Below are 25,739 nucleotides of genomic sequence, written 5' to 3'. Positions count from 1 at the left end.
GTCTGTAAAGTGGCTTTAAATATGGGCTTTTGGTACGTAGGTAGATGTAGGTAGACAAGGGTAGAAAGTGGGTTAGGCGGACGCCTTCTCCGCCACACAAGCGTTTCTATCAGTCCGTAATAGTCCGCAAACCCTCATAAAATAAGGCTTTAAGCCCTTCTAGTTATCCGCAGCAGTCCACAGAAATAGTTATAAATCCTGTAAAAAAAATGGGGGAACATTTGGGGGTACATCCAATAGGCATACAATGGCATTTCTAGTAACCATGCAGGTTTAATGTACATCATGTGGCGAATACCAGTGCCAAGTATGCGTTTTTATCAGCCCGTAATAGGTCATCGGCCCGCATAAAATAAGGCTTATAGCTATTTTTACTGCCCGCAGCAGTCCATAGAAATATTTATAAATCTGTTGCCTTATTTTCACCCCCTAAATTTTAGGTATAGAAAGTTGGAAAAAAGAGATTTAGCATATAAATATATGATGATAATATTAATTGTTGTTCAAGACTCACCCTATTTTGCTCAAAAACAAATCAAAAGTTTCTGACTTTTATGGGGCACAAGAGTTTAGGTGGCAAAAAACTTGGATTTTTATGAAATTTTCGGATTAACTTACCATTCGCTCAACGAATTTCCCACATTTTTCATTTCTTGGTATACTGTAAATTAGTACATTATGTAAGCATAAATTAAAACCATGTCGTTTAAGAACATTGTCATTTTATGTATTTACGGATGTTTAGTCGCAGGTTGCGGGTCGGTTGTAAAGAAAGAAGAGCAATTTAAACAACAACCTAGCAAGCAGAGCAGAGTAAATCCCAATATTGCAAAAGAGACACTTTATGAGAAGTACAGAAAATGGCAAGGTGTCCGCTACCAATTGGGAGGCTCCAGCAGGAATGGTATAGATTGTTCAGCATTTGTTCAAATCGTTTACAAATCGGGATTTGGTATCAGCCTGCCTCGAACCAGCTACCAACAAGCCAAAATAGGTAAAACGATACACAAAAATGATCTAAAACCAGGTGATTTAGTATTCTTTAGAACGGGCAGGTCATCCAGGCATGTTGGTATTTATCTAGAGAATCGAAAATTCCTCCATGCTTCAACCACTAAAGGCGTTACGATATCCCGTTTAGATAACAATTATTGGAGAACTCGATACTGGAAATCCGTGAGGATTTAGGTTTGATTGAGCGAAGAATTCGATTTGAATATCCAAATAGTTAAAATTTTTCGCAGATTGTTATCCGCTTATTGTTGTAGTAAGAAGCACGTTTTAAATCGCGCTTCTTACTCGTTGCCTGTAAATTGACATAATGGCCTAATTTTTATGATCTTCATCCTGGCTTTCCAATTTTTGTAATACACGCTGCGAGATGTTATTTGCAAGCTCTTGATCTGCCAAAAACACCGTACCAGCATTTTCTCTCTGCAATCGAACAGCATCTTCAACATCATAAGTGCTTGCCAGCACTTCCACTTGTGGATTCAGTATTTGAGTCGTCTCCGCCATTTGCCGTATCCGCAGTGCATCACAAGCAGTGACGATTAATATACTTGCCCGGGAAATATGTGCTTGAATCAATACAGCAGGATCACTGGCATCGCCTGCAACTGCATGTATTCCTTGCTTGCGTAATTGCTCGACCACCTCGCGATTATGATCAGCCACAACAAAATGGATATCTTTCTGAGCCAGTATCTCTCCAATACGCTTACCTACGGAGCCATAGCCGACAATAACCACATGGTTGGTCACATAATCGGAAGCAACTGCGGTCGGTAGCTCAGCAAGCGGATCGATTGAACGCTCAAGTTTACGAGCAAGTCTGGAACGAGCACGAATCCAATTCTGGATGGGCTCGGATGATCTAAATACTAGGGGATTGAGCGTAATTGAAATAAATGCTCCGGCTAATACTAAGCTGTATCCTTCAAGGGGAAGTAGCCCTAATGACAAACCCAAAGAAGCTAAAATAAAGGAAAGTTCGCCAATCTGCGAAAGACTGACCGAAACTGTAAGCGCCGTATTGAGTGGGTAACGAAAAGCCAGTACCAAAATAAACGCTACCAGCGATTTTCCAAAAATAATGATTGCTACCACGATGAGTACATGCAGTGGCTCTTCAATTAAGATATTTGGATCGAAGAGCATGCCAACAGAAACAAAGAACAATACCGAGAAAGCATCTCTGAGCGGTAAGGACTCTTGCGCAGCGCGGTGGCTCAAGCTTGATTCCCGCATTACCATACCCGAGAAAAACGCACCTAATGCGAAAGAGACATCAAATAAAACCGCAGCACCATACGCAATCCCAACCGCAACGGCAATAACGCAAAGCGTAAAAAGCTCTTTCGATTTAGCACTTGCAACATGCCACAATAGCCAAGGAAAAAGTCTTTTTCCTACAATCAGCATGAATGCAATAAATACCGACACCTTCGCTAAAGTAATCACGAGGCTGATCAATAACTGCATGCTGGAAACTTCCTCAGTCCCGCCAGCAAAACCAGCAGAAAAGGGTGGTAATAATACCAGCACCAATACGACCACCAAATCTTCAACGATCAACCAACCAACTGCAATCCTACCGTTGATAGATTTAAGTAACCCCCGCTGCTCCAAGGCTCGCAAAAGTACAACTGTACTTGCAACCGAAAGCGCCAAGCCAAATACGATCCCGGCTCCTATGCTCCAGCCCCAAGTAACTGCAACCGCCGTCCCCATTGCAGTTGCCACTACAATCTGCGCTATCGCCCCCGGCAAGGCAATACGTCTCACTGCCAGCAGATCATTCAATGAAAAGTGTAAACCTACACCAAACATCAGCAGAATGACCCCAATTTCCGCAAGCTGATTTGACAACTCGATATCTGCAACAAACCCAGGCGTAAACGGCCCTATGATCATACCTGCTATCAAATAGCCTACTAATACTGGTAGCTTTAATCGTTGGGCTATCAACCCAAAAATAAGCGCAAGACCGAGACTAACAGCGATCGTTGCAATCAAAATCGTGCTATGCGGCATTTTCTTGTAAACCTAACTGATATTTATGGATATCATTTCGTAGTGGATTGCCGCATTAAAGCACCTCGTAACTTGGCTAACTTCTCCAACGCACACCAGATGCCGTCAGTCTTTGACAATCGCTGACGAACAATATGGAGTTAAGGCTAAATAAATCACGCTACTTCCAGAGGTTTCTGCCACTTCACCCTCATTAATTTCTCTAGAAAATGAGGACAAGGAGGCATCAGCCAAAAATTAGAAATAGCTGGAGTTCAATATTTATTGATGTTACCCAAATACCAGGGGTAAAAAACGGGCAATCAGCCCTTATAAATATAATTTATATAGGTCGAAACCATTAATATAATAAAAAGGATAATCGACAACGCGATCCGCACCGTTAATGATTTGACCATGCGGGTACTGTTCCCCTGATCTTTCAGCATGTAATAAAGCGCGGAGCCAAGACTGTATAGTATTATTAACAATAGTAAGATGGCGAAAATCTTCAATTTTTCTTCCTATTAAATGTTGGAAACCTGCCTACAGCGATTTTCGAGCCGCCTGCAATGCCGACTATCTTTACTCTCATAGTTTAGCTTTTGCTTAGGCTCTGCTCATGTATTGTAACTGATAACCAATCACTTATCTGTATAGTGAATAAGCACATTCAAGAAAAATACCCGCCTGCCATACTCCTGATGGGGCCAACAGCAAGTGGGAAATCCAATATTGCCATTGAAATAGCACGGCATTTTCCTGTTGAAATCATCAGCGTCGATTCGGCCCAAGTCTATCGAGAAATGGATATAGGCAGCGCTAAGCCTGACAAAGAAACACAAGCCGCTATACCTCACCATCTTATCGACTTAATCGATCCAGACCAGCATTATTCAGCAGCACGATTTCGCGAAGATGCGCTCATAAAAATGAATGACATCACAACCAGAGGGAAAATTCCGTTATTAGTTGGCGGTACTATGCTTTATTTCAAAGCTTTGAAAGAAGGGCTCTCCGAACTTCCCTCTGCAAATGAGCATGTACGTAAAAACATCGAGATGGAGGCTGATGAAAAGGGTTGGCCAAGCCTGCATGAAACTTTGCAAAAAGTTGATCCCCTCAGCGCGGCTCGTATTGAGCCGAATGATAGCCAGCGCATCCAGCGCGCATTGGAAGTCTATTATTTGACAGGTAAACCACTGTCCGCGATCATTTTAGAACCCAAAGCATTACATCTGCCCTATCGGTTGACCAGCATGGCGCTATTACCCAGTGACCGTAAAGTGCTACATGAACGCATTCACCTTCGTTTTGAAAAAATGATCGCAATGGGATTAATCGAGGAAGTACGCTCGCTACGAAATCGATATGACATCCATGCCAATACGCCTTCCATGCGTTGCGTCGGTTACCGGCAGGTTTATAGCTATCTGGATAACCAAATCAGTTTCACACAAATGCAGGACATGGGTATCGCAGCAACACGGCAACTAGCCAAACGGCAGCTAACCTGGTTACGCAGCATGACAGACTATCGAGTCTTCGATTGCCTCGATCAAAACTTATCTCACCAAATCATCGCTTATTTAAGAACCACGAATTGAGCGACATATCGTCTCATTGACATTTAAGCGACGCCTCCCCACTATAATATTGAAACAACTTGTAAGGAGAAATCATATGAAGTTTCAAAACAAGGTACGAACGGCAATCTGTCTTTGTGTAAGTATTTTCAGTCTAATTGCCATAACCGGTTGCGGTGACTCGGAACGCGTCCATGAGTCCTGGGTTACACCTGCCGAAGGACCGCATTACGACGACAATTCGATTCTTAACAATCTCAAATCAAGATTATCTGCAGACCCCAATCTGAAAGATCTGGTACTCAACATCGATGTAAAGAATGGTGAGATCACGATCATTGGTATGGTCGACAACCCCACTCTAGTCGATCAAGTTGTTATGCAAGCTTGGCTCGTTGACGGTGTCAAGAAAGTGGACAATCAAATTCGCACCAAGGGTGATCTATAAGCCGATAATCTGTAGGCAAAACACCAGCACTCTTCAATAATGAGTTTTATAGCTTAATAGCAACTCAACAGTTTCATTCTAATATCATGCCAATAGCATCGCTCAATCTGTCCAAGGTTGAGCGATGTCTAATTTCCAGCTACACAACCCTCCATATTTTTGTTTGAAAAGACTGCTCAACTACTCTCAGACCGGATACTCTGGATATATCGGTACCTGCATATCCTAATACTATTGGCAAGCTTGCCAAAATTGCTTCCATCGACTAGTTCAATTAACTTAGCAAACCACAAATAACACACTAAATAAGCCTTTTTAAACCATATATTCACTCAATGAAAGGCAAAATCTAATTATTAAAATAAAAGATACTTTTTTGTAACAAAAATAATCAAGAACAAAACACATGAACTTACTCGATGCCACAACCCGTGTTGCACTAAGCGCTTATTTACACGATTTAGGCAAACTTGCCGAACGTGCCAATATCGATCATGAAGGACGGCTTGATGCACATAAAACTCTCTACTGTCCTTGGCAGGATAATGGTGGCTATCATAGTCATATCCATGCGGCCTACACCGGTATCGCCTGGGATGCAATCGAAGCGACTGGTCACTTCCCCGAACTCAGGGGAAACTGCCCGCCATTTGTATCGATTGAAACTGACGCCAATTTGCCTGATTCGGTAGTTAATGCTGCAGCGGCACACCACAAACCAGACACCTTTCTGCAATGGGTTGTGGCGACTGCTGACCGAGTCGCTTCCGGTTTCGAACGCGATGAATTCGATAAGCAATATAACAGCGTTCGGGAACGTGATAATCATTACCGCGCACGCCTGCTGACCCTGTTCGAACAGATCGACAAAGGTGAAATTGAAGAGGGAATGCTCGCATGGCGTTATCCGCTGGAACTGCTCTCACCCCAATCTCTGTTTCCTCAATCCGATTGCACGCCGGACGACGATGCCACCGCCCGCGCGCAATACCATCGGCTATGGGATGCATTGCTGAATGGCTTGAAACAAATTCCACCTTCACACTGCGCCAATTTGCCCCTTTGGCTCGATCACTTCGATGCGTTGTGGCTGACCGTTTGCCATGCCATACCCGCTGCTACTGCCTTTGGTGTCAAACCAGAAGTCTCACTGTACGATCATTCCAAAGCAACTGCGGCGCTCGCTGCTGCGCTCTGGCGTTGGCATCACGAGCAAGGAAAGGAAACCGTTGCCGATCTAAAAAATGGCTGGGATGAAGAAAAATTCTTGCTCATTCAAGGCGATTTCTTTGGCATTCAGAACTTCATCTTCGCTGAAGGTGGCGAAACCAACAAACATGCGCACAAGCTATTGCGCGGCCGCTCGTTTCAAGTGAGCCTGCTGACCGAATGCGCCGCACTTACGCTGCTGGATAAATTGTCACTGCCGCCTACCAGCCAAATCATCAACGCCGCTGGTAAATTTTTGATTGTTGCGCCTAATACTGCTCAAGCACATGAAGCTGTTGAAAATGCCCGACGCACATTCAATGACTGGTGTCTTCGACATACCTATGGTGAAATCGGCATCGGGTTAGCGGTCACACCCGCCAGTTGCAACGATTTCGCACAGAAGCGCTTCAAAGAACTCACCACACGTCTGTTCGAAGCGCTGGATATAACCAAACTCCGGCGCTTCGATCTTTGCAATGCCAAAAGCCCAGTCATATTCAGCGATTTTCTGCACCGATTCAATAGCGAACTTGGAGTTTGTAAAATCAATGGGCGTTATCCTGCTGAAGGTCGTTATCCTGCTGAATCAGGTTCCCCTGGTTATGCTGTTAGCCATCTCGCCCGGGATCAAATTGAAATCGGTAAAGCGCTCACCCAGCGCGCCAGAGTATTGATCAGCCGTGATGCTGATTCACTAAAACACAAATCGCTGGGATTGGATTACTTTGACTGGCGCATTACCTTTGTGGATGATGCGGATGCATCCGGCCATTACGGTCAATTGGCGAAAGCGCACAAACTGATCCGCTGCTGGGATTTCAGCCCATCCGATGAAGACGGCAAAGTATTTGATGGCTTCGCCAAACGATTCGTCAACACCTATGTGCCATATTTCGATCAAGCTGACAAAGCCACTTCAGACAAATACGGACGTTGGCAGGATGAGGTGGATTTCGATCAGAAATATCCAATCAAAACCTTGCATCACCTAGCCTGCGAGGACCGTCAACTTAAAGAAAATGGGCAGTGGCGTGGAGAAATCGCGCTGGTAACGCTCAAGGGCGATATTGACAATCTCGGCATGCTTTTCCAAAAGGGATTGGAAAGACCTACTTTCGCGAAATGGGCGTCACTTTCACGTCAAGTCAACCTGTTTTTTGCCATGTGGTTACCCTGGTTCTGTGAGCACGGTAAGGACAGCAAAGATGTCGACCGCTACTGCAACACCTATACTGTATTTGCCGGTGGGGATGACTTCTTCTTGATCGGCCCGTGGCATTCGACCATCACACTGGCTGGAGAAATGCAAAAGCACTTCGAGCACTACGTCGTCAATCCAGGCATCACCTTTTCTGCAGGTTTAAGCATGACCCAGCCTAAAGTTCCTGCACGGCATCTGGCACGATCGGCAGAAGCAGCTCTGGAACAATCCAAGGCATATCAGAACAAAGCAGGCAAATCCAAGAATGCCGTCACTCTTTGGAGCCAAACCGTAAGCTGGCAGGACTGGCATGCGCTGCTGACCGAGTGCACCAATCAACTCCAGGATTTGCTTGCGCAAGCCGAAGAGCATGGAGCCAAACTCTCTACCGGCTATCTCTACGACCTGCTGCAACTTGCAGACAAAGCCGAACGCGCTAGACTTGGAAGAAAGCCTGAAGACAGTTTGTGGCGCTCACAGCTTGTTTATCGGACTGCCCGATTCATCGGTGATCGGATCAAATCAAACGGCGACGCAAATACCAACAATCGGCGCAAACAGTTGCAGGAAGCAATCAATCAGGAATTTGCCAATGCGCTCGACGACCATCAAGGTGCTTATCGATTGCCGTTATCCATTCTGCTTTATAGCAATCGGGAGTAATGGCAAGCTTGCCAGTCAAGACAGTTCCAAAGAAATCGATAAAATAACATCAAAATAAAGCTAAGGAGATCGAATATGTCCTATTCAAATCGGGGAAAAGCTTCCGTTGAAAAAAATAACACTCAGAAATTGAGCGACTCAAGAATCAATGATATTTCCTCAAAATTTGTAACTGCTTTTCAAACTGTACCGGGCGAGCTTTTCGATACCTGGGCAGAAGAAGTGGCAACCGAATTAGCAGAAGAAGGCAAAGTGGGTAGCTGCAACAAATCCACTCAAATCCGCCACTTTTATGATGAATTGGTCAGTTGGCAACAACGTATCAAAGATAAGGAAGCATTCAAAAAGTTTGAACCTTTTCTTCGCATGATGAATGCAAAAGTTGCTTATGCAAAAGGACGCAAACCCAAACTTGTAGGGGATAAGTTTGAACACTGGTTCAAGGAGGGCATCAAGGCCTCCACCGACGCTCAGGCGCTCAATCATTTCAAACTGCATTTCGAAGCAATGCTCGGTTTTCTTAAAGGCCTGCGCGGCTAAACATCATTTAAAAAGGACAGAAAAAGTGCAATTGACCCGTATCCTGCAAATCAAAGGCATAATCGAACTCAAATCCGGCCTCCATATCGGTGGCGGCGATAGCGAAATGCGCATCGGCGGCATCGATAATACCGTGATCAAAGACCCGGTCTCCGGCTTGCCTTATATTCCTGGTTCATCGCTTAAAGGCAAGATGCGCAGCTTACTTGAATGGCGGTTTGGTCTGGTTGATCCAATCATAACTGGTGGCAAGCCGTTCTCATTCCAACATTTAAAAGATATTGACACGCCACAAGCACGCGACCTGCTTAAGCTGTTCGGCGGCGCACCGGGGAGTAATACAGACGCAATTGCAAACAAAATTGGCCCAACCCGCCTAGCATTCTGGGATTGCCTATTAAATGAAAAATGGAAAAAAGAGGATTTGGGTGAGCATACTTCTGCAACCGAGGCCAAAACAGAAAATAGCATCGACCGTATCAAAGGCGTTGCGGCAAATGGTGCAATCCGCCAGACCGAGCGCGTAGTGGCAGGCGCACAATTCGACTTCCGGCTGAGCCTCAAAGTACATGATGATGAAGACCTGTTGAATATCGTGCTGGATGGTCTCAAACTGCTGGAACACGACAGCCTTGGCGGTTCCGGTTCGCGCGGTTATGGCAAGATCAGATTCCTTGATTTAAAAATGGATGACGAGCCGCTGCAAGCACGCCTTGACCAGATTCAGCCCTTTGCCAGCATGGTCGGGGTTGCCTGATATGGCTCACACCCTCTATCGCACCCGGTTGTGCTTGCATACCGCTTTGGGTACACCATTAGCAGGCGACACCCTGTTTGGTCAATGCTGTTGGGCAGTGCGTGAGCAATTGGGTGAAGCTGAATTACAACGACTGCTCACCGGTTACACCACTGGCAATCCATGGCTGGTTGTCTCAGATGGCTTTCCGCAAGGTTTCCTGCCAAAACCTACTTTGCCCCAATTGTTCGACGGCGCTCCAAATGCAGGAGACCGCAAAGCGCTCAAGCATAAACGCTGGATTCCTCTCGATGCTGTTGGCAAACCACTCAAATCTATGCTAGCGGAAGCCAAATCAGACGAGGAAGCTTACGCAAAAAAACCTGTGGAAAGCGTCCAAGCCCATAACACGCTCAATCGAATCACAGGCACCACTGGTACTGGTGAATTTGCACCTTATACTCAGCGGCAAATATTTTTTGCACAAAATCAATTGATTGATCTTTATTTGGTGTTGGATGAATCCCGCCTACCAATCGAAATGCTAAGAAGCTTGCTACAGATGATTGGCATACATGGTTATGGCCGTGACGCCAGTATCGGGTTGGGTAAATTCAGTATCGACGCGATCGAGCCTTACCGTTTTGCTAGTACAGTGTCACCCGGCAAAGCTAACGCTTTCTGGACGCTCGCACCGTGTGCGCCACAAGGACTGGGATTCGACGCCGATAATAGCTTCTGGCGCGTGATTACCCGTTTTGGTCGGCATGGCAGCCATCACGCGCTCGCATCCAATCCTTTCAAGAACCCTGTCCTACTAGCGGCTACCGGGGCCATTTTTACAGCAGCTAAACCTACGGATACGCTATTTATCGGCCAAGGTCTGGGTGGTAACGGCGAACTTTCCCTTAGCGAGCCCGCTACCGTGCAACAAGGTTATGCGCCCGTAGTCAATTTAAAATGGAATCTGTATGATTAACGACAACGATAATAAAGTCGACCACCGGCACATTACCCTAACACCCTTATCGCCGATCCATATCGGCTGCGATGAGGATTATATTCCGACCAATTTCGTGATCAAGGATAACTTGTTGCACTATCTCGATATGGCTGTTTTGGCCGATGTGCTGGATGACAAGCGTCGTGACGAACTCGGAAAATGTTATACACTCGACACTATCCAGCGGTTTTTCAAATCGAACCGGCAAGACTTCGCTTCACTCGCCAGCCATATTGTTGGCGTGGCAAATGAAATTGCACAAACCTATGAACAAATGGCCGGCCAGAGCGACAATAAAAATCAATTTCAAATCGCGCGCACCGCCTACCGGCCTATCGATTTTTCTCCTTACTTACCCGGTAGTTCGCTCAAGGGCAGCATCCGGACTGCCTGGCTCGATAGAATCAATTGCAGAAAACCATTGCAACGACTTGAGAAAATCGATGAACGTTATCCCCCCCGTAAACTCGAACAAAAATTACTGGAATTTGAATCATTTCAAGAAGACCCATTCCGCTATTTGCATATCGCGGATGCTCACCCTAGCGATGAGCATGCACCGACTCATATCCTCTATGCGATCAGTAAGAAAAAAAAGCTAAGTCAATTAAAAGAAGCCGAACTTGGCGTTTTTCTCGAAACTATTCCCGGCTTGCTAGCCGATGCCTTCATTAGCGAGATCCGTATCCATAGAGATGATAAAAGTCAGCTAAATTGGCAAACGCTTTGCGATGCCTGCAATGCCTTCTACTGGCCACAACTCGAGGCCGAGCTTGTACATACGCACCTTGCCAGCATGCTCGATACGGAGTGGCAACACACAGTGAGTGACTTGCTTGTTAATGAATTTGGTGAGCTGCGCGCAAACTGCCAGGGTTTTCTATTGCGCGTTGGTAAGCATTCCGGTGCGGAATCAGTAACATTGAATAATATACGCCATATCAAAATCCAAGGCAAAAAAGGCGCACCGCCCTCTTACCGCAGCGAAACCACCGAGAAACGCTTTGCTAGCGAACGCAAACAAGCGATAAGCGGACTACTGCCTTTCGGCTGGTTATGGGTCGAATCCTGCCAGGATGAATACCAGTATCTTTCCATCGCCGCACGCAACAAAGTCCGGCCTTACACAGACACATTGCGCGAGAAGCAGATGGAGCGGCTTGAGCAAGTAGAACAAGCACGCCAACAGCAGCAAGCTATTAAAATGTTGTCAGAGCAAAAACGTCAGCAAGCCGCAGAGGCTGCCCGCATCAAAGAAGAAGCAGCGCAAGCCAAAGAGGCTGAACTGGCCAGCATGACTGAAAACATGCGACAAATTGCACAACTGCGTGACGAAATCGACAAACGTCTGTTAACAGGTCGTAAAATAGATAAGGGCAATCATTTTTATAATAGCCGAATTAAGAAACTTGCCCTGCATGCGTTGGAAAACCCCGATTGGAGCGAAGAAGAAAAAAAAGCATTGGCCGCCATGCTCGAAGACCGGGCTGCTCAGCTCATGAATATAGATAGCAAAGACCTGCGTAAACAGCTCAAATTGGCTGCCTTGCGCGGACAAGTATAGGAATTTTTCACAATATGATCACTTCCTACCCCCTCGCCCGTTATCGCTTCGATTTCGAAATCACACGCCTATTACGTTTACCAGACTATGCTGGCTCCACCTTACGCGGTGTTTTTGGGCGCGCATTGCGGCAGCTGGCCTGCGTTACCCACGCAAAAAACTGCCAGGGTTGCCCGCTTCGACGCACGTGCCCCTACCCTGCCATCTTTGAGCCTCTCAAACCAGAAACAACTTCATTGAGAAATATCTCTACCGTTCCCGTTCCCTATGTGATTGAACCGCCTACCTGGGGAACACGTGATTATGCACCAGGCGAAATGCTTTCTTTTGGTTTCACGTTGATTGGGTACGTACAGCAACATTTACCACTCTGTATCATGGCTTGGCAGCGGGCCTTTGCGCGCGGTGTCGGTACGGGTGATGGCACGGCAGAGCTGCTGGGCGTGAACAGCGTAGAGGAAGAGAACGACGGACAGGAAATCTTGCGCTCGATTTATCTGCCAGGCCAGCATCTGCTTGATCATCCACAGCATACACAGCTACCCACTGGCACGCCCTCAGAGCGGATCACACTACAATTCGATACCCCACTCAGACTACAACAGGATGGACACGCCTTGCCGCCTTCCAAGCTCACTGCGCGCACCCTGCTGATGGCGTTGGTTCGGCGAGCCAGCTTGCTCGCTGAAATTCATGGCGGCAAACGACTCTATAGTACAGAAGAATTTTCTGAATTGGCTGAGCATGCCCAACAAATTACAAGCCATCATCATCTTACTTGGCGCGACTGGACACGACATTCATCTCGCCAGCGACGTACCATGCAATTGGGCGGATGTATCGGCAAATGGCAGTTGAGTGGCAATCTAACTCCATTCCAGTCATTGCTACGGCTAGGATCATGGCTGCATGTCGGCAAAGAAGCCAGTTTCGGTCTTGGTAAATATCGCATTATCGAGGAATAAAAACCCTATGTTTGTACATACCCTCAAAACTCGCGAACTCACTCGGCAACCAATTGAATGTGATATAAAAAATGGGAATGGTGAGTAGACATACAGCCCTGATTTAAAAGGGATTGAGACCGAGACAATCCTTCTTGACGTACCGTATCGCAGGTGTAGACATACAGCCCTGATTTAAAAGGGATTGAGACCTGACTTTGGTAATGGTGTTTACTAGATTTTTCATGGTAGACATACAGCCCTGATTTAAAAGGGATTGAGACAAGTTCTTCAAGTTTTTCTATCCGTTCAATAATGGTAGACATACAGCCCTGATTTAAAAGGGATTGAGACACATATCGTTATCGCTTCGCTGCTAACGAAGGGTAGACATACAGCCCTGATTTAAAAGGGATTGAGACCTGCTGCTAGTGTGTCATCTTCAAAATGCGTTGTAGACATACAGCCCTGATTTAAAAGGGATTGAGACGATATAAAGTTGTTTAATTGTCCAAGCTGGTAATGTAGACATACAGCCCTGATTTAAAAGGGATTGAGACATTGTCGACTTCCTCAATATAAGCATCGTCGTCGGGTAGACATACAGCCCTGATTTAAAAGGGATTGAGACTTTACTAGTTAGTTCTTTTGGTTTCTAGGACAAGTAGACATACAGCCCTGATTTAAAAGGGATTGAGACACTACAACCACGTCACCAACTACATACTTTGTCTGTAGACATACAGCCCTGATTTAAAAGGGATTGAGACTTTCCAATACTACTAAGTTCTTGCCTTGCCAACGTAGACATACAGCCCTGATTTAAAAGGGATTGAGACCTCTATATGAGTTTATTGTTACTGATCCGTTTTGTAGACATACAGCCCTGATTTAAAAGGGATTGAGACTTTTTTTCGATAGAGTGATTGCTTCAAAAATGTTGTAGACATACAGCCCTGATTTAAAAGGGATTGAGACCTTGGTTGATTGACGGGCTTGTGACTTTGGTAATGGTAGACATACAGCCCTGATTTAAAAGGGATTGAGACACTTACTCTGAGAGTTCGTTATCCGAATCCTTCCTGCTGTAGACATACAGCCCTGATTTAAAAGGGATTGAGACAGTCCGGTGAGCGCGTAATTAAACTCAAGTCTTCGTAGACATACAGCCCTGATTTAAAAGGGATTGAGACTCAGATGCGGGTGTTGATTTTTTGATCACCGGTGGTAGACATACAGCCCTGATTTAAAAGGGATTGAGACAGCTAATATTCTCGCCTTTACTATCATTTTTTCGTAGACATACAGCCCTGATTTAAAAGGGATTGAGACAGAGTACGGAGTTATCTCTTTTGCAGATATTAAGGTAGACATACAGCCCTGATTTAAAAGGGATTGAGACTTACGGCCATGCTGTTGTTTTTCAGCTGATCGAGTAGACATACAGCCCTGATTTAAAAGGGATTGAGACGAAATATTTCTGCGCAATGGCTTCACTATCAAGGGTAGACATACAGCCCTGATTTAAAAGGGATTGAGACCAAGATAAATAACCCTATCAAAACAAGCGATGTGGTAGACATACAGCCCTGATTTAAAAGGGATTGAGACGTAATAAATTCCTTCGCATTCTTGTCCAGCCACTGTAGACATACAGCCCTGATTTAAAAGGGATTGAGTAATTTATCAGAGTTAGCACTACTGATATTTGGCAAGCTTGCCAGCCAAGTTGGCTCTCTTGCTTTCACTTATACTCTTGATCATTCCAAAACAGAAGGTAGTCAAACGCTTCTTGTAAAACCGATTCGATATCAGGTTGAATGAACAGAGAACAATGCCCATGAATTCACGTTCAATTTATTTAATTTGCTATGACGTATGTTGCCCACGGCGGCTAAGACAAGTTCATCAGTTTTTGTTGGGCTATAAAACGGGGGGGCAAAAGTCTTTTTTTGAATGTTGGTTAACCCCACGGGAGCTGCGTGACGTCAGAATGCGTCTGATTGAACTGATCGATCCTGTCGAAGATCGTGTGCATATCTTCCAGCTCGATCCGCGCATGACACCGGTTTGCTATGGTGTTGCCGTTACCCGAGCAATCAATACACCATTTATCGTTACTTAGGAGGTAATTTTGACGAGTCTTTACGTTGATAGACGAGGTGTCGAATTGGAAGTGGACGGGGAAGCACTGGTTTTTCGCGAGAATGGCCTCCGAACTGGAACGGTACCGATGGCACCCCTTTCCAGGGTATTTCTACGAGGGGATATCCGCCTGCAAACCAGTGTTCTGGGCAAGTTGGGTGAACGAGGCATCGGTGTGATCGTTCTATCAGGCCGCAAGGCAGAGCCGACCATGTTGCTAGCCAGACCACATAATGATGCAGCCAGACGAGTCGCTCAATATCAATTATCTCGCGATACTGCTTTCTGCTTGGCATTTTCTCGCAACTTGGTATTCGAGAAAATCAGTAGTCAGCGTGATTATGCATTGACGCTTCGGGAGCAGGTACTCGAGCATCGCTATGAACTGACATTGGTCTTGCGTACACTCGATCAAATACTTTTGCGCATCATGCAAATACCTACCATCGCTGCATTACGGGGTGCTGAAGGTGCCGCGTCGGCGGCACATTTCAGAGGTATTGCTGCAATCGCAGTCCCTCGGCTGAATTTTAGTCAGCGTAACCGCAGGCCACCGCGCGATCCGCTCAATGCCGTACTTTCACTTAGCTATACTTTATTGCATACCGAGGCCGTGCTGGCGCTGTATGGCGCTGGACTTGATCCATTCATTGGTTTTTATCATCAACTCGATTTTGGCCGAGAATCATTGGCATGCGACCTAGTTGAACCTCTCAGAGTCGAAGTAGATAGCTTTGCATTGCAGCTTTTTCGCAAGGAAATAATTAGGCCGGAAGCTTTCTCGACATCGGAGAATGGCTGTTTCATGAACAAGAATGCACGTGCTGCCTTTTATGGAGAATGGGAAAAGCTGGCAGAACGTCTACGCAAAATGCTGGCAGATCAAATCACGAAATTGATGGATCAGCTAACGATCAGCCCTTCCACTTTCAAAGACAAACATGAAACTGACTGAAGATGCTGCACTGGGTCATTGGCTATGATATCACCGATGCACGGCGCTTGCAGCGGGTCTATCGGGCAGTGCTTCGATATGCAATCCCATTGGAATTGAGCGTTTTTCTCCTGACTGGGCATGAACGTGACATGCAACGCTGCCTGGAAGAGATCAGTAGCCTGATCGACCCCAAGTCGGATGATTTGCGCTGCTACCCTCTACCTAACCGCGGTCTGCAGGAACGTATCGGCAAGGCTACTCTCCCAGCAGGTATACATTGGAGTGGCTTGCCCATTGAGAAAAACTAGCGCCCACTAATGCAATAGGGTAATGGCATCTCGACTAACAGTGATGGTTTGTAAGGTTTATTCTAACTAAGCATTTTTTATCAATATGGCAAGCTTGCCGATTATCACAATACTTTGCCCTTACAGTTATTATTGTTACTGATTGCTATAAAAATTTTTCTAGAGGAATTGGATGAGATTCGATAGCCACCTTTGCTTAGTATCCGCCCAGGCGACACCTAACCTCGTGCCTGCGATTAACCCGGATTTCCAACCTGCTACGGTGACTTTAGCTATCAGCGAGGATATGCAGGATAAAGCACGCTGGCTCGAAAAGGTTTTGAAAGAGCAAGGCTTAAAAGTGGAGAAATTGATGATCTCCAATCCTTACGACTACAACCAGTGCTGGGAATGTTTTGCCGAGTGGCTTGGTAAACAAACCAATGGTGTTGCGTTGAATGCAACTGGCGGCACAAAAATCATGGCAATGGCGGCATTGGATGTTTTCCGAGAGGAGAGGAAACCGGTGTTTTATATCAATATCGAGAGTGATGAGATCATTCGCCTCGACACACGGCAAGCTTCGCTTATGCTACCTACCAAAATCAAACTTAAACAGTTTCTTGAAGCACATGGCTATTCCGTGCTGAAGAAGCCAAACAAGCCTGATATCAACCGAGATATCCGTGATTTTGTCCAACGCCTCGCTTATGAAAGCGAGCGTCTGGGTAAGGCACTGGGTAAACTTAACTGGTTGGCAAACCAGGCTGTGGAAGCCAAGGGAACAGGTGAACTCGTGTCGCCGACACTAGATAAGCGCGATCTCGACAGCAAAGCATTTGATGATTTGATAACGATGTTCAAGAACGAAAAAATGATGGTTTTCACGGATAACACGCTGGTATTTCCTGACGAAACGGCACGAAAATTCGTCAATGGAGGATGGTTAGAATACCTGGTTCTCCAAGCACTATCCACCTTAGCACCGGAATTAGGCCTCACGGACTGGGCTATGGGTATCGAAGTGCTTGCGCCGGATGGTAAAACTCGGAACGAACTGGATGTTGCCTGTCTATTAAAAAACACCCTGCATATCATCGAGTGCAAATCTGCCAATCTCGCATTGGATGGCAAAATGGGTAAAACCAGCGGTACCGATGCACTCTACAAACTCGATACCTTGCGCAGAATGGGTGGACTACGCACCAAGGCCATGTTGGTCGATTTTCGAGGCAGTTTAAGCGATACCGATAAAAGCCGGGCGGTACAGATGAATTTGAAGGTCGTGTCCGGTGCTCAATTACGTGATCTTCCTGGAGCATTGAAAGCATGGTTGAGATGACCCCGGCGCAATATTCGCGTCGTATCCTTCTGTTAGTTACCGGCCTGACACCGCAAGTAGTGACAGAGACATTGTATGCGCTTGCCGTACAAGCAGAGGAAAAATTTATTCCTACGGAAATTCATGTTATTTCTACTGAGGAAGGAGCAGAACGTGCCAGACTCTCCTTACTAGATCCCTCGAGCGGACAATTTCATGCACTATGTAATGATTATGGGTTGCACGACATTTTTTTCACACCACAATACATCCATATCATCGAAGATTGTTCAGGTAAGCCTCTGACTGATATCCGTACACCGGAAGATAACCTGCGTGCTGCCGATTACATTATGCATTTTGTCCGCAATTTCTGCAGCGATGAGTCTTCCGTTTTGCATGTATCCATTGCAGGTGGACGTAAAAGCATGGGTTTTTTTGCAGGATACGCATTGTCTTTATTCGGCAGAACCCAGGATCGCTTATCGCATGTGCTGGTAAACGATCCTTTTGAATCCTTACAGGATTTTTATTTCCCGCCAGCACAAGGGAGAGTATTGAACACCCGGAATAATCGGCCAGTTCACACTTCCGACGCGCGGATTATGCTTGCCGATATTCCATTCGTCAGGCTGCGCGGGGGCATGCCACAAGACCTGCAAGACAAGCGGGTATCTTTCCATGAAGCTATTGAGGGTGTGCAATCTGGCCTCCATTTTGTCTCACTTGCTTTCGATTTACCAAATAAATCGGTTCGATGTGGAGGAAAATCAGTCAACCTACCTCCTCAATTACTGGCTTTTTATCTTTGGTTAGCGCGCAGACACGTTATGACAGCCGGAAAAGGTGCAATCCGTTGGCAGGAAGCCGATCATCACGATTTTTTGAAAGTGTATGCAGAAATAGCCGGGATGATGTCAGCTAATTTTGAGAAAACTAAACAAGCGCTCAGTAAAGGATTCGAAAGGCAATTCTTCGAAGAGAAAAAGGCCAAGATCAACAGTATATTTGAGAAGCAACTTCCCCTTGAAGCGAGTTTCTATCAAATAGAGACATTTGGCGAGCGACCATACAAAAAATATGGACTGAAACTCGCGCCTGAACAGATAGTGCTCTGAATGCATCTTTGATAGTTAGAAGGAATACTGCCCTTACTATTACCACTAAAATCAATATGGGAATTTTTATTTGGTTCAAACTACAGTGAACGTGCCCGTCGTGACAGCAAAAAGATTTCGACAATTTTCAAAAATACCATTAGTTTCCACAGCTATGGAACCTGCTTTAGTTGCGATGGAACAGGGGAAAGGGAATTTGAATGTTATTCTTGTGATGGGACGGGCACATTCGAAAGTAATTGTCGCCAGTGCCAAGGGACTGGTGTTTATACAGTTGCTGCCAAGCTATGCTTTAAATGCAATGGCACTGGTCTTTTGGGCATACAAATATGCAAAAAATGCCGGGGAACCGGCAAATTCAAACCAGAGATAAAATTGGCATGTAATCGATGTGCAGGAACAGGAACCTACTCAGCAGAATGCCGCAAGTGCGAAGGAGAGGGTACTGTCTCCCTCGAATGTAAAAAATGTGACGGATCAGGTTGGTACCGATATTAACCCAATTTTTTGTGCACCCTGGTACAGTACACAAAAATTTAGATTAAACAGCTGATCTCAAATCAAACACCAGTACCTCGGCATTCTGGCCATGGTTCAGGGAAAGCTGAGATTCATTGAGTATCTTTGCACCATCGCCCGCTTTCAGACGATATCCGTTTACCTCCAGCGCACCCCGCGCCACATGCACATAGGCAGCACGGTTTTCAGGCAATGGCAAGGTGAATTGTTCATCGCCGTCAAATAACCCCGCATATACTCGCGCATCCTGATAGACCGAGAGTGATCCGCTTTCACCGTTGGGCGAAATGATCAAACGCAAGCTTCCGCGTTTTTCAGCCTTATCGATATGCTGTTGCTGGTAGCGCGGCTGTACGCCTAGTTGATTTGGCATGATCCAGATTTGCAAAAAATGCACATCTTCATGTGTGGAAGGATTGAGCTCACTATGCGTAACACCGGTTCCCGCGCTCATCATCTGTACATCTCCTGGACGAATAACCGAGCTATTACCCATTGAGTCCCGGTGTTCGAGTGCGCCTTCCAGTACATAAGAAAATATCTCCATATCGCGGTGAGAATGCGTAGCGAAGCCACGTGCAGGCTGCACGCGGTCTTCGTTGATCACTCGCAAATCCGAGAAACCCATGTGAGCTGGATCGACATAATTGCCAAACGAAAAAGTATGTTGTGAATGCAGCCACTCAAGGTGCGTCACACCGCGTGAATTGGCCAGCCTAAGCGCTAACATGTTTCTCTCCTATTCACTTGGAAATCAGACGCCATCGCGGTAAAGCGTACGATCCACCGATAACCGCCCGGCACCTGTCAATGACAGAATCAATAATCCCCCTGCAATGCTGATATTTTTCAAAAGTAAGATTTTTTGCATGGGATCATCGATAGCGCTGTGGAAAATATAACCTGTTGTCAATGAAAATACAGCCAGCAACACGGCTGTAGCCCGCGTCTGCCAACCGGCCATGAGCGCCAGACCCCCACCGATTTCAAGTGCAATGACGAGTGGCAATAAATACCCAGGCACGCCCATGCTCGCCATATACTGAACGGTGCCATCGTAGCCATCACCCAGTTTGTTAAAACCTGCCATTACAAATACCAATGCGAGCGATATGCGCGCCAATGGAAATAACAGGCTAGCAATCGTAGGTTGCGTCAATAAACGAGTCGTTACGTTATGAATAGCTTGAAACATGATTTTCTCCCGAAATGAATAATCGAGGTTCTACTTTACCCTTGTTCTTCCATAAGGTTAAGTCGGCAAAAATAAGAATGACTGTTGTCGATTATGGAACAATCCTTGCGTGATTAAAAATCGACTGAGTAGCTTTAATATCATTCTGTTCGCTGCGCTATATCGATATCGCTCGGCAAAAGCGGTACGATCAAACAAGCCACTATTTCTCAATGTGGCCAGCTTTTAGTCAGATTGGCCACATTGATCATTTTTGTGACGGTTATTTCAGAGCTTGTTCGATCGCCGCGACGATAGACGGATCCAAAGGCTTGGTTTGAGGGCTAAATTGTTTGATCAGCTTCCCATCACGGCCTATCAGGTATTTATGGAAATTCCAGGTGGGATAGGTACCCGAGACGGCTGCAAGCTGTGCATAAAAGGGATGAGCATCGGTAGGCTTAACCGTTATTTTCTCGAACATTGGGAATTGAACGCCGTAAGTTAAGCGACAGAAATCCTGAATTTCCTCTTCCGTACCGGGCTCTTGACCCATGAAATCATTGGAAGGAAACCCTAAAACGGTAAACCCCTGCTTTTCATATTTTGCATGCAGTTTTTCCAAACTATCGTATTGGGGCGTATACCCACATTTACTTGCTGTATTGACGACAAGCAACACCTTTCCTGAATAGGTATCGCATAGATTAACTGTCTCTGAGCTGGCAAGTTTCCTGAAATTTTGATCCAATAAAGCGCTATCACAGGCCAAAACAGGCGGGGCAAGCAACAGCATGAATATCAGTGCAATGCGCATCTTTTCTCCTCCATTTAAAATCAATCAGTTTGAACAACCAAATTGTTGACTCAAGCATGACTTGTAGCCCTGGTCAGCACCGCTATCTTTCACTGACGCCGAATCGTCTACGTTCCGTCTTTGGATGCTGCGAATGCTGACAAGCCAGACGATAAGCGCGTAAAGCTCTTTGCGCGTAACCCAAAACACTGTCTTGCGGATAATGAATGATTTCATTCAAGCTCGTATCCGTTGTAATTCCGGCAGGATAACCAGTCAACAATTCGATCCCGTCACCCATATGCTCCGCTGTATAGATATGAAACAACCCTTGAGTAACCGCTTCGATCACTTCATGTGACAACATCAAATGTCTTCGGTTGCGGCGAGGCATCAGCACACCGTGTGATCCATTCAAACCAGCGGTTTTGCAGATATTGAAATAACCCTCGATTTTCTCGTTGATTCCCCCTACCGGCAGAACCTCACCATGTTGGTTGATTGCACCCGTCACCGCAATACCCTGCCTCAACGGAATACCAGATAACGCGGAAAGTAAGGCATACAATTCTGCACAGGATGCGGAATCCCCCTCTATACCACTGTATTCTTGCTCAAAAACGATGGAAGCATTCAGGGCAAGGGGCGCGATATGTGCAAACAGCGCTGCCAAATAGCTTTGTAAAATAAACATTCCCTTATCATGAATCGGACCGGACAGCCCCACTTCACGCTCAATATTCAATACCCCATTCTCGCCGGCAAAAGTGTGCGCCGTAATACGTACCGGCGCACCAAAGCAGTGATCACCCAGATCGATTTGCGTCAATCCATTGATCTGGCCGATTTTCTCCCCATCGATCGTAATCATGATGTCACCATCCGCGATCGATTCCTGCAAGCATTCATCGGGGTAATTATGACGCTGAATGCGCGCGCGCAGCGCACTTTCGACATCGCCCACATCCACCAAACAACCAGTATGGGCCTTGCATTGCGCAGCGCTCTCGAGCACCAGCGTTTCAGTACGACTGAAAATAGCACTCTGCCGCGATTGATCATTGCTCTCCCGATGACATTCTTCCAATAAACGCGCAACCGCTGCTGCCGTAAAATGAGGCAAGCGCGATTCCTGGCAAGCATGTGCCACAAACACGGCGGATGCGCGGCGGCTTTGCGGATTGGATAGGAAGCTATCGGCAAAATCGACCTTTACACGAAACCGCCGTGCCAACTCCGGGTTTTCTTCCTGCAATATATAAAATTGCTCGCGCGAACCAATCAAGACAATTTTGACACGAACTCTCACTGCTTCAGGCTCAAGAGACGCTGCCATCATTTGACTCGAAGTGATGCCAGGCTCTTCAAGTTGCAATAAACTGCTCCGGAGAAAGCGGCACAGCTTTTCCCAAACCAAACTATCTACGAGTAAATCATCAAGATGTAGCATCAGAAACCCGCCATGTGCCTTGAGCAAACTACCCGCCCGAATACGCGTAAAATCAGTGACAAGCACCCCTTCCACCGACTGATATTCGATACTCCCAAATAGCGACCGCAAGGATGGGCTTTCTTCAATGACGACCGGTGCACCCTGCAACTCATGGTTATCGACCACGAGATTGATCTGATAGCGGGTAAGCAGCAATTTCAATTCATCTTTACGCTTGTCATCTTCGGAGTCAGCAGCCTTGAAAAGCGATAGATTATCGAGAATATCCATCTCTAATGATTCAAGGTAATGATTGAATGTATCGCTATCTTCCGCCGATAGTTCCAGCGCACTCCGGATTGTCTGCAGTTCCTTTTCCAATACGACTTTTACCCTATCACGCTGCAATTGGGCTAACGTATCCTCTTTTTCCCGCTCCAGGGGACGGACTGTCTCGAAATAGCGTGCAATTTCTGCCTGCAATGCTTGTTCGGCTTGCTCGATTTCTAACCGGCGCTCCTTGGGCAATGCAAGCGCCTCCGTTTCGGTGAGGACTTTTCCCGATGGGTCTAGCAGTGTGAATACCATACGATCCGCTTCACGCTGGATGGCAAAATGGTGTTGCTCGGCAAACGCATCGAGCAGCGCAAAAGCTTTGGTTTCCTGCTGTTTGAATTTCTTCTCGATACGTTCGCACTCCGATCTGAAATCCAGGCTATCAAGATAGCGGGGAATTTCCGTTTGCAAATATTTCGATAATTGCGCTAGCTTTTGGCGTAGCAAGCGCCCTTGCCCCGCGGGCAATCGCATAGCCAATGGTCGTTCAGGTTGGTCAAAATGATGGAGGTAGCATAAATCGGCTGGCACTGGTTTGTTCGCGGCGACTTTAACCATCGCTTCCCGGAGTAACGAAGACCGGCCACTGCCTACCTCGCCCAATACGAATAAGTTATAGTCAGGTTGTTCCATAGCGAGGCCAAAATAAGCAGCTTTCTCGGCACGTTCCTGACCTATCCAGGAAAGTGACTGACCGATCAATTCAGAAGTATCTGAAAATCCAAGTGAATCCGGATCTATCGTCAAACGAAGCGCTTGCGGGTTCAATTCAGCAATGGGCATTTAAAGACTTTTTATTGTGATTAGAAACCCAGAATTGTACTCGTTTAATAGCGATTCCAGACAGTAACGCGACTTGCTACCATGATGATATCGACGCTGCCCCTGTTTTGCAGGTCAAGCAATTTTTATCGACGCCTGTAGAAGCATCACCGAGAATTGCACAATCTCATTCATATTGAATAACGATGACTCAACCTGTTCGCCCTTTTATCATCACCCACCGCAGCATTTTTAGTCTGTCTGTTCCGATGACACTTGCTTACTTGACGACACCACTGCTCGGATTGGTCGATACGGCCGTGGTGGGAAGATTGGGTGAAGCTTCTTTGATAGGCGGATTGGCTGTAGGCGCCATACTCATCGATATCATATTTACTACATTTAATTTCCTGCGTTCAGGCACGACGGGACTGACCGCTCAAGCTTTAGGCCAAGGAGACAAGGTAGAAATCCAAGCAATATTTATACGCGCACTGATCATTGCGATTATTGGCGGTCTCGTTTTGGCTATGTTTTCACCACTATTACTCGCTTTTGGCCTTTACCTGATGGCACCAGGCGACGAGGTCACACTAGCAGCCCAATACTATGTGCTGATTCGTATAGTTGGCGCACCACTCGCTTTAGCAAATTACGCAATACTCGGCTGGCTCGTCGGTCTCGGTAAGGCGCGAACTGGTTTATTGCTTCAGCTCACCCTCAATGGTAGCAATATCGCGCTTTCCATCTCGTTGGGACTTTATCTAGAATTCGGTATTCAAGGTGTCGCGATTGCGACAGTTATTAGCGAATTATGCGCGTTATTGCTTGGGTTATACATTTGCTACCGCTTGCTGGATCGCAACACTCGCCCTTCCCGGACGCAGTTACTCGATCGTGATGCCCTATGGCGTTTTGCCAATCTCAATGTTGACATCATGCTACGCTCCTTTGCCTTGTTATTCGCATTCGCATTTTTTACCACTAAAAGTGCTCATTTCGGTGAGCTGACACTCGCTGCGAATGCCGTTCTGATGAATTTTTTTATGATCGCGAGCTATTTCCTGGACGGACTCGCCATAGCAGCCGAGCAGATTGTCGGCCGTGCCATCGGTGCCAATTATCGTGCAGGCTTCATGCGAGGTTTAGGACTAACATTTGCCTGGAACACCTTCATGGCAATGCTGCTGTCGATCGTCTTTTGGCTATTTGGTATAGACCTGATCAGACTCATCACAACACTTGAACCCGTCCAAGCAGAAGCAACGCAATACTTACTGCTGGCCGCAATACTACCACTCAGCGGCGTCCTTGCATTCCAAATGGATGGCGTATTTATCGGCGCCACTTGGTCGCGAGATATGAGCCTGATGATGCTTGTATCATTAGGTGCTTATCTTATTGCATACTGGTTGCTGCAAGATATGGCCAACACTGGCCTATGGCTCGCCTTACACATTTTCCTACTCATGCGCGGCGTTACTTTATTGGCACGTCTGCCCGGCAGAGTGCGGCGTACCTTTGGTTAGCTAGCGCTAGCCCGAGAACTTCATATCACTAAGGGACCACTGGTTTTGGTAATGGCTATTCAGTTAAGCAGTGTGAAGATTGATCAGATCACCAATTTGATACTGTATATTCAAATGAACACCGCCCTTCGATACTTCCAGAACGACTGCTGATAACTGCTTTTATTCTTCCAGGTATTGCCCAGGTATTGCCCAGGTATTGCTTATGATCCACTCTGAATAATGAATGCAACTAGCTTTCCGATGGTTTGTTGAACTACGCTTAAGCAAAACAGTATCAAATCGGGTTTCAAGCTTTAACTAGCCAGGCTATAGAACTTATTTGTAACTGACGTGTAACTGATCTGTAACTTCCAAATTAATAAGCTTAATTTAAATTATTTGCGAGGCGATCTTGGATGAAACAAACAAGGCTTTATAAGATTTTAAAAGCTTAAAGTCAATAGCCGGATTATGCTAACCAAAAAAGCT

Annotated in this window: 22 protein-coding genes and 1 CRISPR repeat array; of the genes, 16 read left to right on the top strand and 6 right to left on the bottom strand. The window is 46.1% G+C overall.

Going from position 1 to position 25,739, the window contains the following annotated elements; all coding sequences use genetic code 11:
* Positions 1-699 precede the first annotated feature (699 nt).
* Positions 700-1,188 carry a C40 family peptidase gene (locus tag C8R30_RS01020; RefSeq protein ID WP_090666106.1) on the top strand — a complete coding sequence of 163 codons (489 nt, stop codon included), beginning with the start codon at positions 700-702 and terminating at the stop codon, positions 1,186-1,188.
* 138 nt (positions 1,189-1,326) lie between these two features.
* On the opposite strand, the gene C8R30_RS01015 is transcribed toward C8R30_RS01020, so the two are convergent.
* Together C8R30_RS01015 and C8R30_RS01010 are read right to left on the bottom strand one after the other, a co-directional pair.
* Positions 1,327-3,036, bottom strand: a complete 1,710-nt coding sequence (locus tag C8R30_RS01015; RefSeq protein ID WP_107783676.1) for a cation:proton antiporter domain-containing protein — start codon at positions 3,034-3,036, stop codon at positions 1,327-1,329.
* 302 nt (positions 3,037-3,338) lie between these two features.
* A complete protein-coding gene (locus tag C8R30_RS01010; protein WP_090666102.1) occupies positions 3,339-3,530 on the bottom strand; it encodes a twin transmembrane helix small protein in 192 nt (63 codons plus the stop codon).
* A 189-nt stretch (positions 3,531-3,719) separates the two neighbouring features.
* On the opposite strand from C8R30_RS01010, the gene miaA reads away from it, so the two are divergent.
* From miaA to C8R30_RS00940, 14 genes are all read left to right on the top strand, one after another.
* The gene (gene miaA / locus C8R30_RS01005; protein WP_204799254.1) at positions 3,720-4,622 is read left to right on the top strand and encodes a tRNA (adenosine(37)-N6)-dimethylallyltransferase MiaA; all 903 of its coding nucleotides are present in this window, start codon (positions 3,720-3,722) and stop codon (positions 4,620-4,622) included.
* 76 nt (positions 4,623-4,698) lie between these two features.
* Positions 4,699-5,049, top strand: coding sequence for a BON domain-containing protein (locus C8R30_RS01000; protein WP_107789319.1), 351 nt, complete (start codon positions 4,699-4,701; stop codon positions 5,047-5,049).
* Positions 5,050-5,455: 406 nt separating this feature from the next.
* On the top strand, positions 5,456-8,125 hold the full coding sequence (gene cas10 / locus C8R30_RS00995; protein WP_107789318.1) for a type III-A CRISPR-associated protein Cas10/Csm1: 2,670 nt from the start codon (positions 5,456-5,458) through the stop codon (positions 8,123-8,125).
* Between the two features lie 75 nt (positions 8,126-8,200).
* Positions 8,201-8,665, top strand: a complete 465-nt coding sequence (gene csm2, locus C8R30_RS00990) for a type III-A CRISPR-associated protein Csm2 (RefSeq protein ID WP_107789317.1) — start codon at positions 8,201-8,203, stop codon at positions 8,663-8,665.
* Positions 8,666-8,690: 25 nt separating this feature from the next.
* Positions 8,691-9,422, top strand: coding sequence for a type III-A CRISPR-associated RAMP protein Csm3 (csm3, locus tag C8R30_RS00985; protein WP_107789316.1), 732 nt, complete (start codon positions 8,691-8,693; stop codon positions 9,420-9,422).
* Positions 9,379-10,380, top strand: a complete 1,002-nt coding sequence (csm4, locus tag C8R30_RS00980) for a type III-A CRISPR-associated RAMP protein Csm4 (protein WP_239654053.1) — start codon at positions 9,379-9,381, stop codon at positions 10,378-10,380. The genes csm3 and csm4 overlap by 44 nt, the downstream gene beginning before the upstream one ends.
* A complete protein-coding gene (gene csm5 / locus C8R30_RS00975; protein ID WP_107789314.1) occupies positions 10,373-11,968 on the top strand; it encodes a type III-A CRISPR-associated RAMP protein Csm5 in 1,596 nt (531 codons plus the stop codon). Before csm4 ends, csm5 begins: the two co-directional genes overlap by 8 nt.
* 14 nt (positions 11,969-11,982) lie before the next feature.
* On the top strand, positions 11,983-12,933 hold the full coding sequence (gene cas6 / locus C8R30_RS00970) for a CRISPR system precrRNA processing endoribonuclease RAMP protein Cas6 (RefSeq protein WP_107789313.1): 951 nt from the start codon (positions 11,983-11,985) through the stop codon (positions 12,931-12,933).
* Between the two features lie 84 nt (positions 12,934-13,017).
* A CRISPR array of direct repeats spans positions 13,018-14,593; the repeat unit is 36 nt; unit sequence GTAGACATACAGCCCTGATTTAAAAGGGATTGAGAC.
* 159 nt (positions 14,594-14,752) lie between these two features.
* A complete protein-coding gene (gene cas2, locus C8R30_RS00965; RefSeq protein ID WP_239654054.1) occupies positions 14,753-15,037 on the top strand; it encodes a CRISPR-associated endonuclease Cas2 in 285 nt (94 codons plus the stop codon).
* A 9-nt stretch (positions 15,038-15,046) separates the two neighbouring features.
* The gene (gene cas1, locus C8R30_RS00960) at positions 15,047-16,012 is read left to right on the top strand and encodes a CRISPR-associated endonuclease Cas1 (RefSeq protein ID WP_090666085.1); all 966 of its coding nucleotides are present in this window, start codon (positions 15,047-15,049) and stop codon (positions 16,010-16,012) included.
* Positions 16,013-16,014: 2 nt separating this feature from the next.
* On the top strand, positions 16,015-16,302 hold the full coding sequence (locus tag C8R30_RS00955) for a CRISPR-associated endonuclease Cas2 (RefSeq protein WP_090666083.1): 288 nt from the start codon (positions 16,015-16,017) through the stop codon (positions 16,300-16,302).
* A gap of 172 nt (positions 16,303-16,474) precedes the next feature.
* Entirely contained in the window at positions 16,475-17,623 is a 1,149-nt protein-coding gene (locus tag C8R30_RS00950; protein ID WP_090666081.1) for a Card1-like endonuclease domain-containing protein, read from the top strand.
* Positions 17,611-18,720 carry a CRISPR-associated ring nuclease Csm6 gene (gene csm6, locus C8R30_RS00945; protein ID WP_090666080.1) on the top strand — a complete coding sequence of 370 codons (1,110 nt, stop codon included), beginning with the start codon at positions 17,611-17,613 and terminating at the stop codon, positions 18,718-18,720. The genes C8R30_RS00950 and csm6 overlap by 13 nt, the downstream gene beginning before the upstream one ends.
* Before the next feature lie 70 nt (positions 18,721-18,790).
* Positions 18,791-19,093, top strand: a complete 303-nt coding sequence (locus tag C8R30_RS00940) for a hypothetical protein (RefSeq protein WP_143068196.1) — start codon at positions 18,791-18,793, stop codon at positions 19,091-19,093.
* Positions 19,094-19,261: 168 nt separating this feature from the next.
* On the opposite strand, the gene C8R30_RS00935 is transcribed toward C8R30_RS00940, so the two are convergent.
* The 4 genes from C8R30_RS00935 to C8R30_RS00920 form a co-directional block, all read right to left on the bottom strand.
* Positions 19,262-19,969 (bottom strand): pirin family protein, encoded by a 708-nt coding sequence (locus C8R30_RS00935; RefSeq protein ID WP_107789311.1) that lies wholly within the window; start codon positions 19,967-19,969, stop codon positions 19,262-19,264.
* Between the two features lie 24 nt (positions 19,970-19,993).
* The gene (locus C8R30_RS00930) at positions 19,994-20,434 is read right to left on the bottom strand and encodes a DoxX family protein (RefSeq protein WP_090666074.1); all 441 of its coding nucleotides are present in this window, start codon (positions 20,432-20,434) and stop codon (positions 19,994-19,996) included.
* 262 nt (positions 20,435-20,696) lie between these two features.
* Entirely contained in the window at positions 20,697-21,230 is a 534-nt protein-coding gene (locus C8R30_RS00925) for a glutathione peroxidase (RefSeq protein WP_090666072.1), read from the bottom strand.
* Between the two features lie 82 nt (positions 21,231-21,312).
* Entirely contained in the window at positions 21,313-23,760 is a 2,448-nt protein-coding gene (locus C8R30_RS00920) for a Lon protease family protein (protein ID WP_090666070.1), read from the bottom strand.
* 185 nt (positions 23,761-23,945) lie between these two features.
* Here C8R30_RS00920 and C8R30_RS00915 point away from each other — a divergent pair, with 185 nt between their 5' ends.
* The gene (locus C8R30_RS00915; protein ID WP_107789310.1) at positions 23,946-25,268 is read left to right on the top strand and encodes an MATE family efflux transporter; all 1,323 of its coding nucleotides are present in this window, start codon (positions 23,946-23,948) and stop codon (positions 25,266-25,268) included.
* The last annotated feature ends 471 nt before the right edge of the window (positions 25,269-25,739 follow it).

The organism is Nitrosomonas nitrosa, assembly GCF_003051105.1.
GTDB classification, from domain to species: domain Bacteria; phylum Pseudomonadota; class Gammaproteobacteria; order Burkholderiales; family Nitrosomonadaceae; genus Nitrosomonas; species Nitrosomonas nitrosa.
Note: the sequence above shows the minus strand (reverse complement) of the source record. Positions and strands in the feature narration are given on the sequence as shown.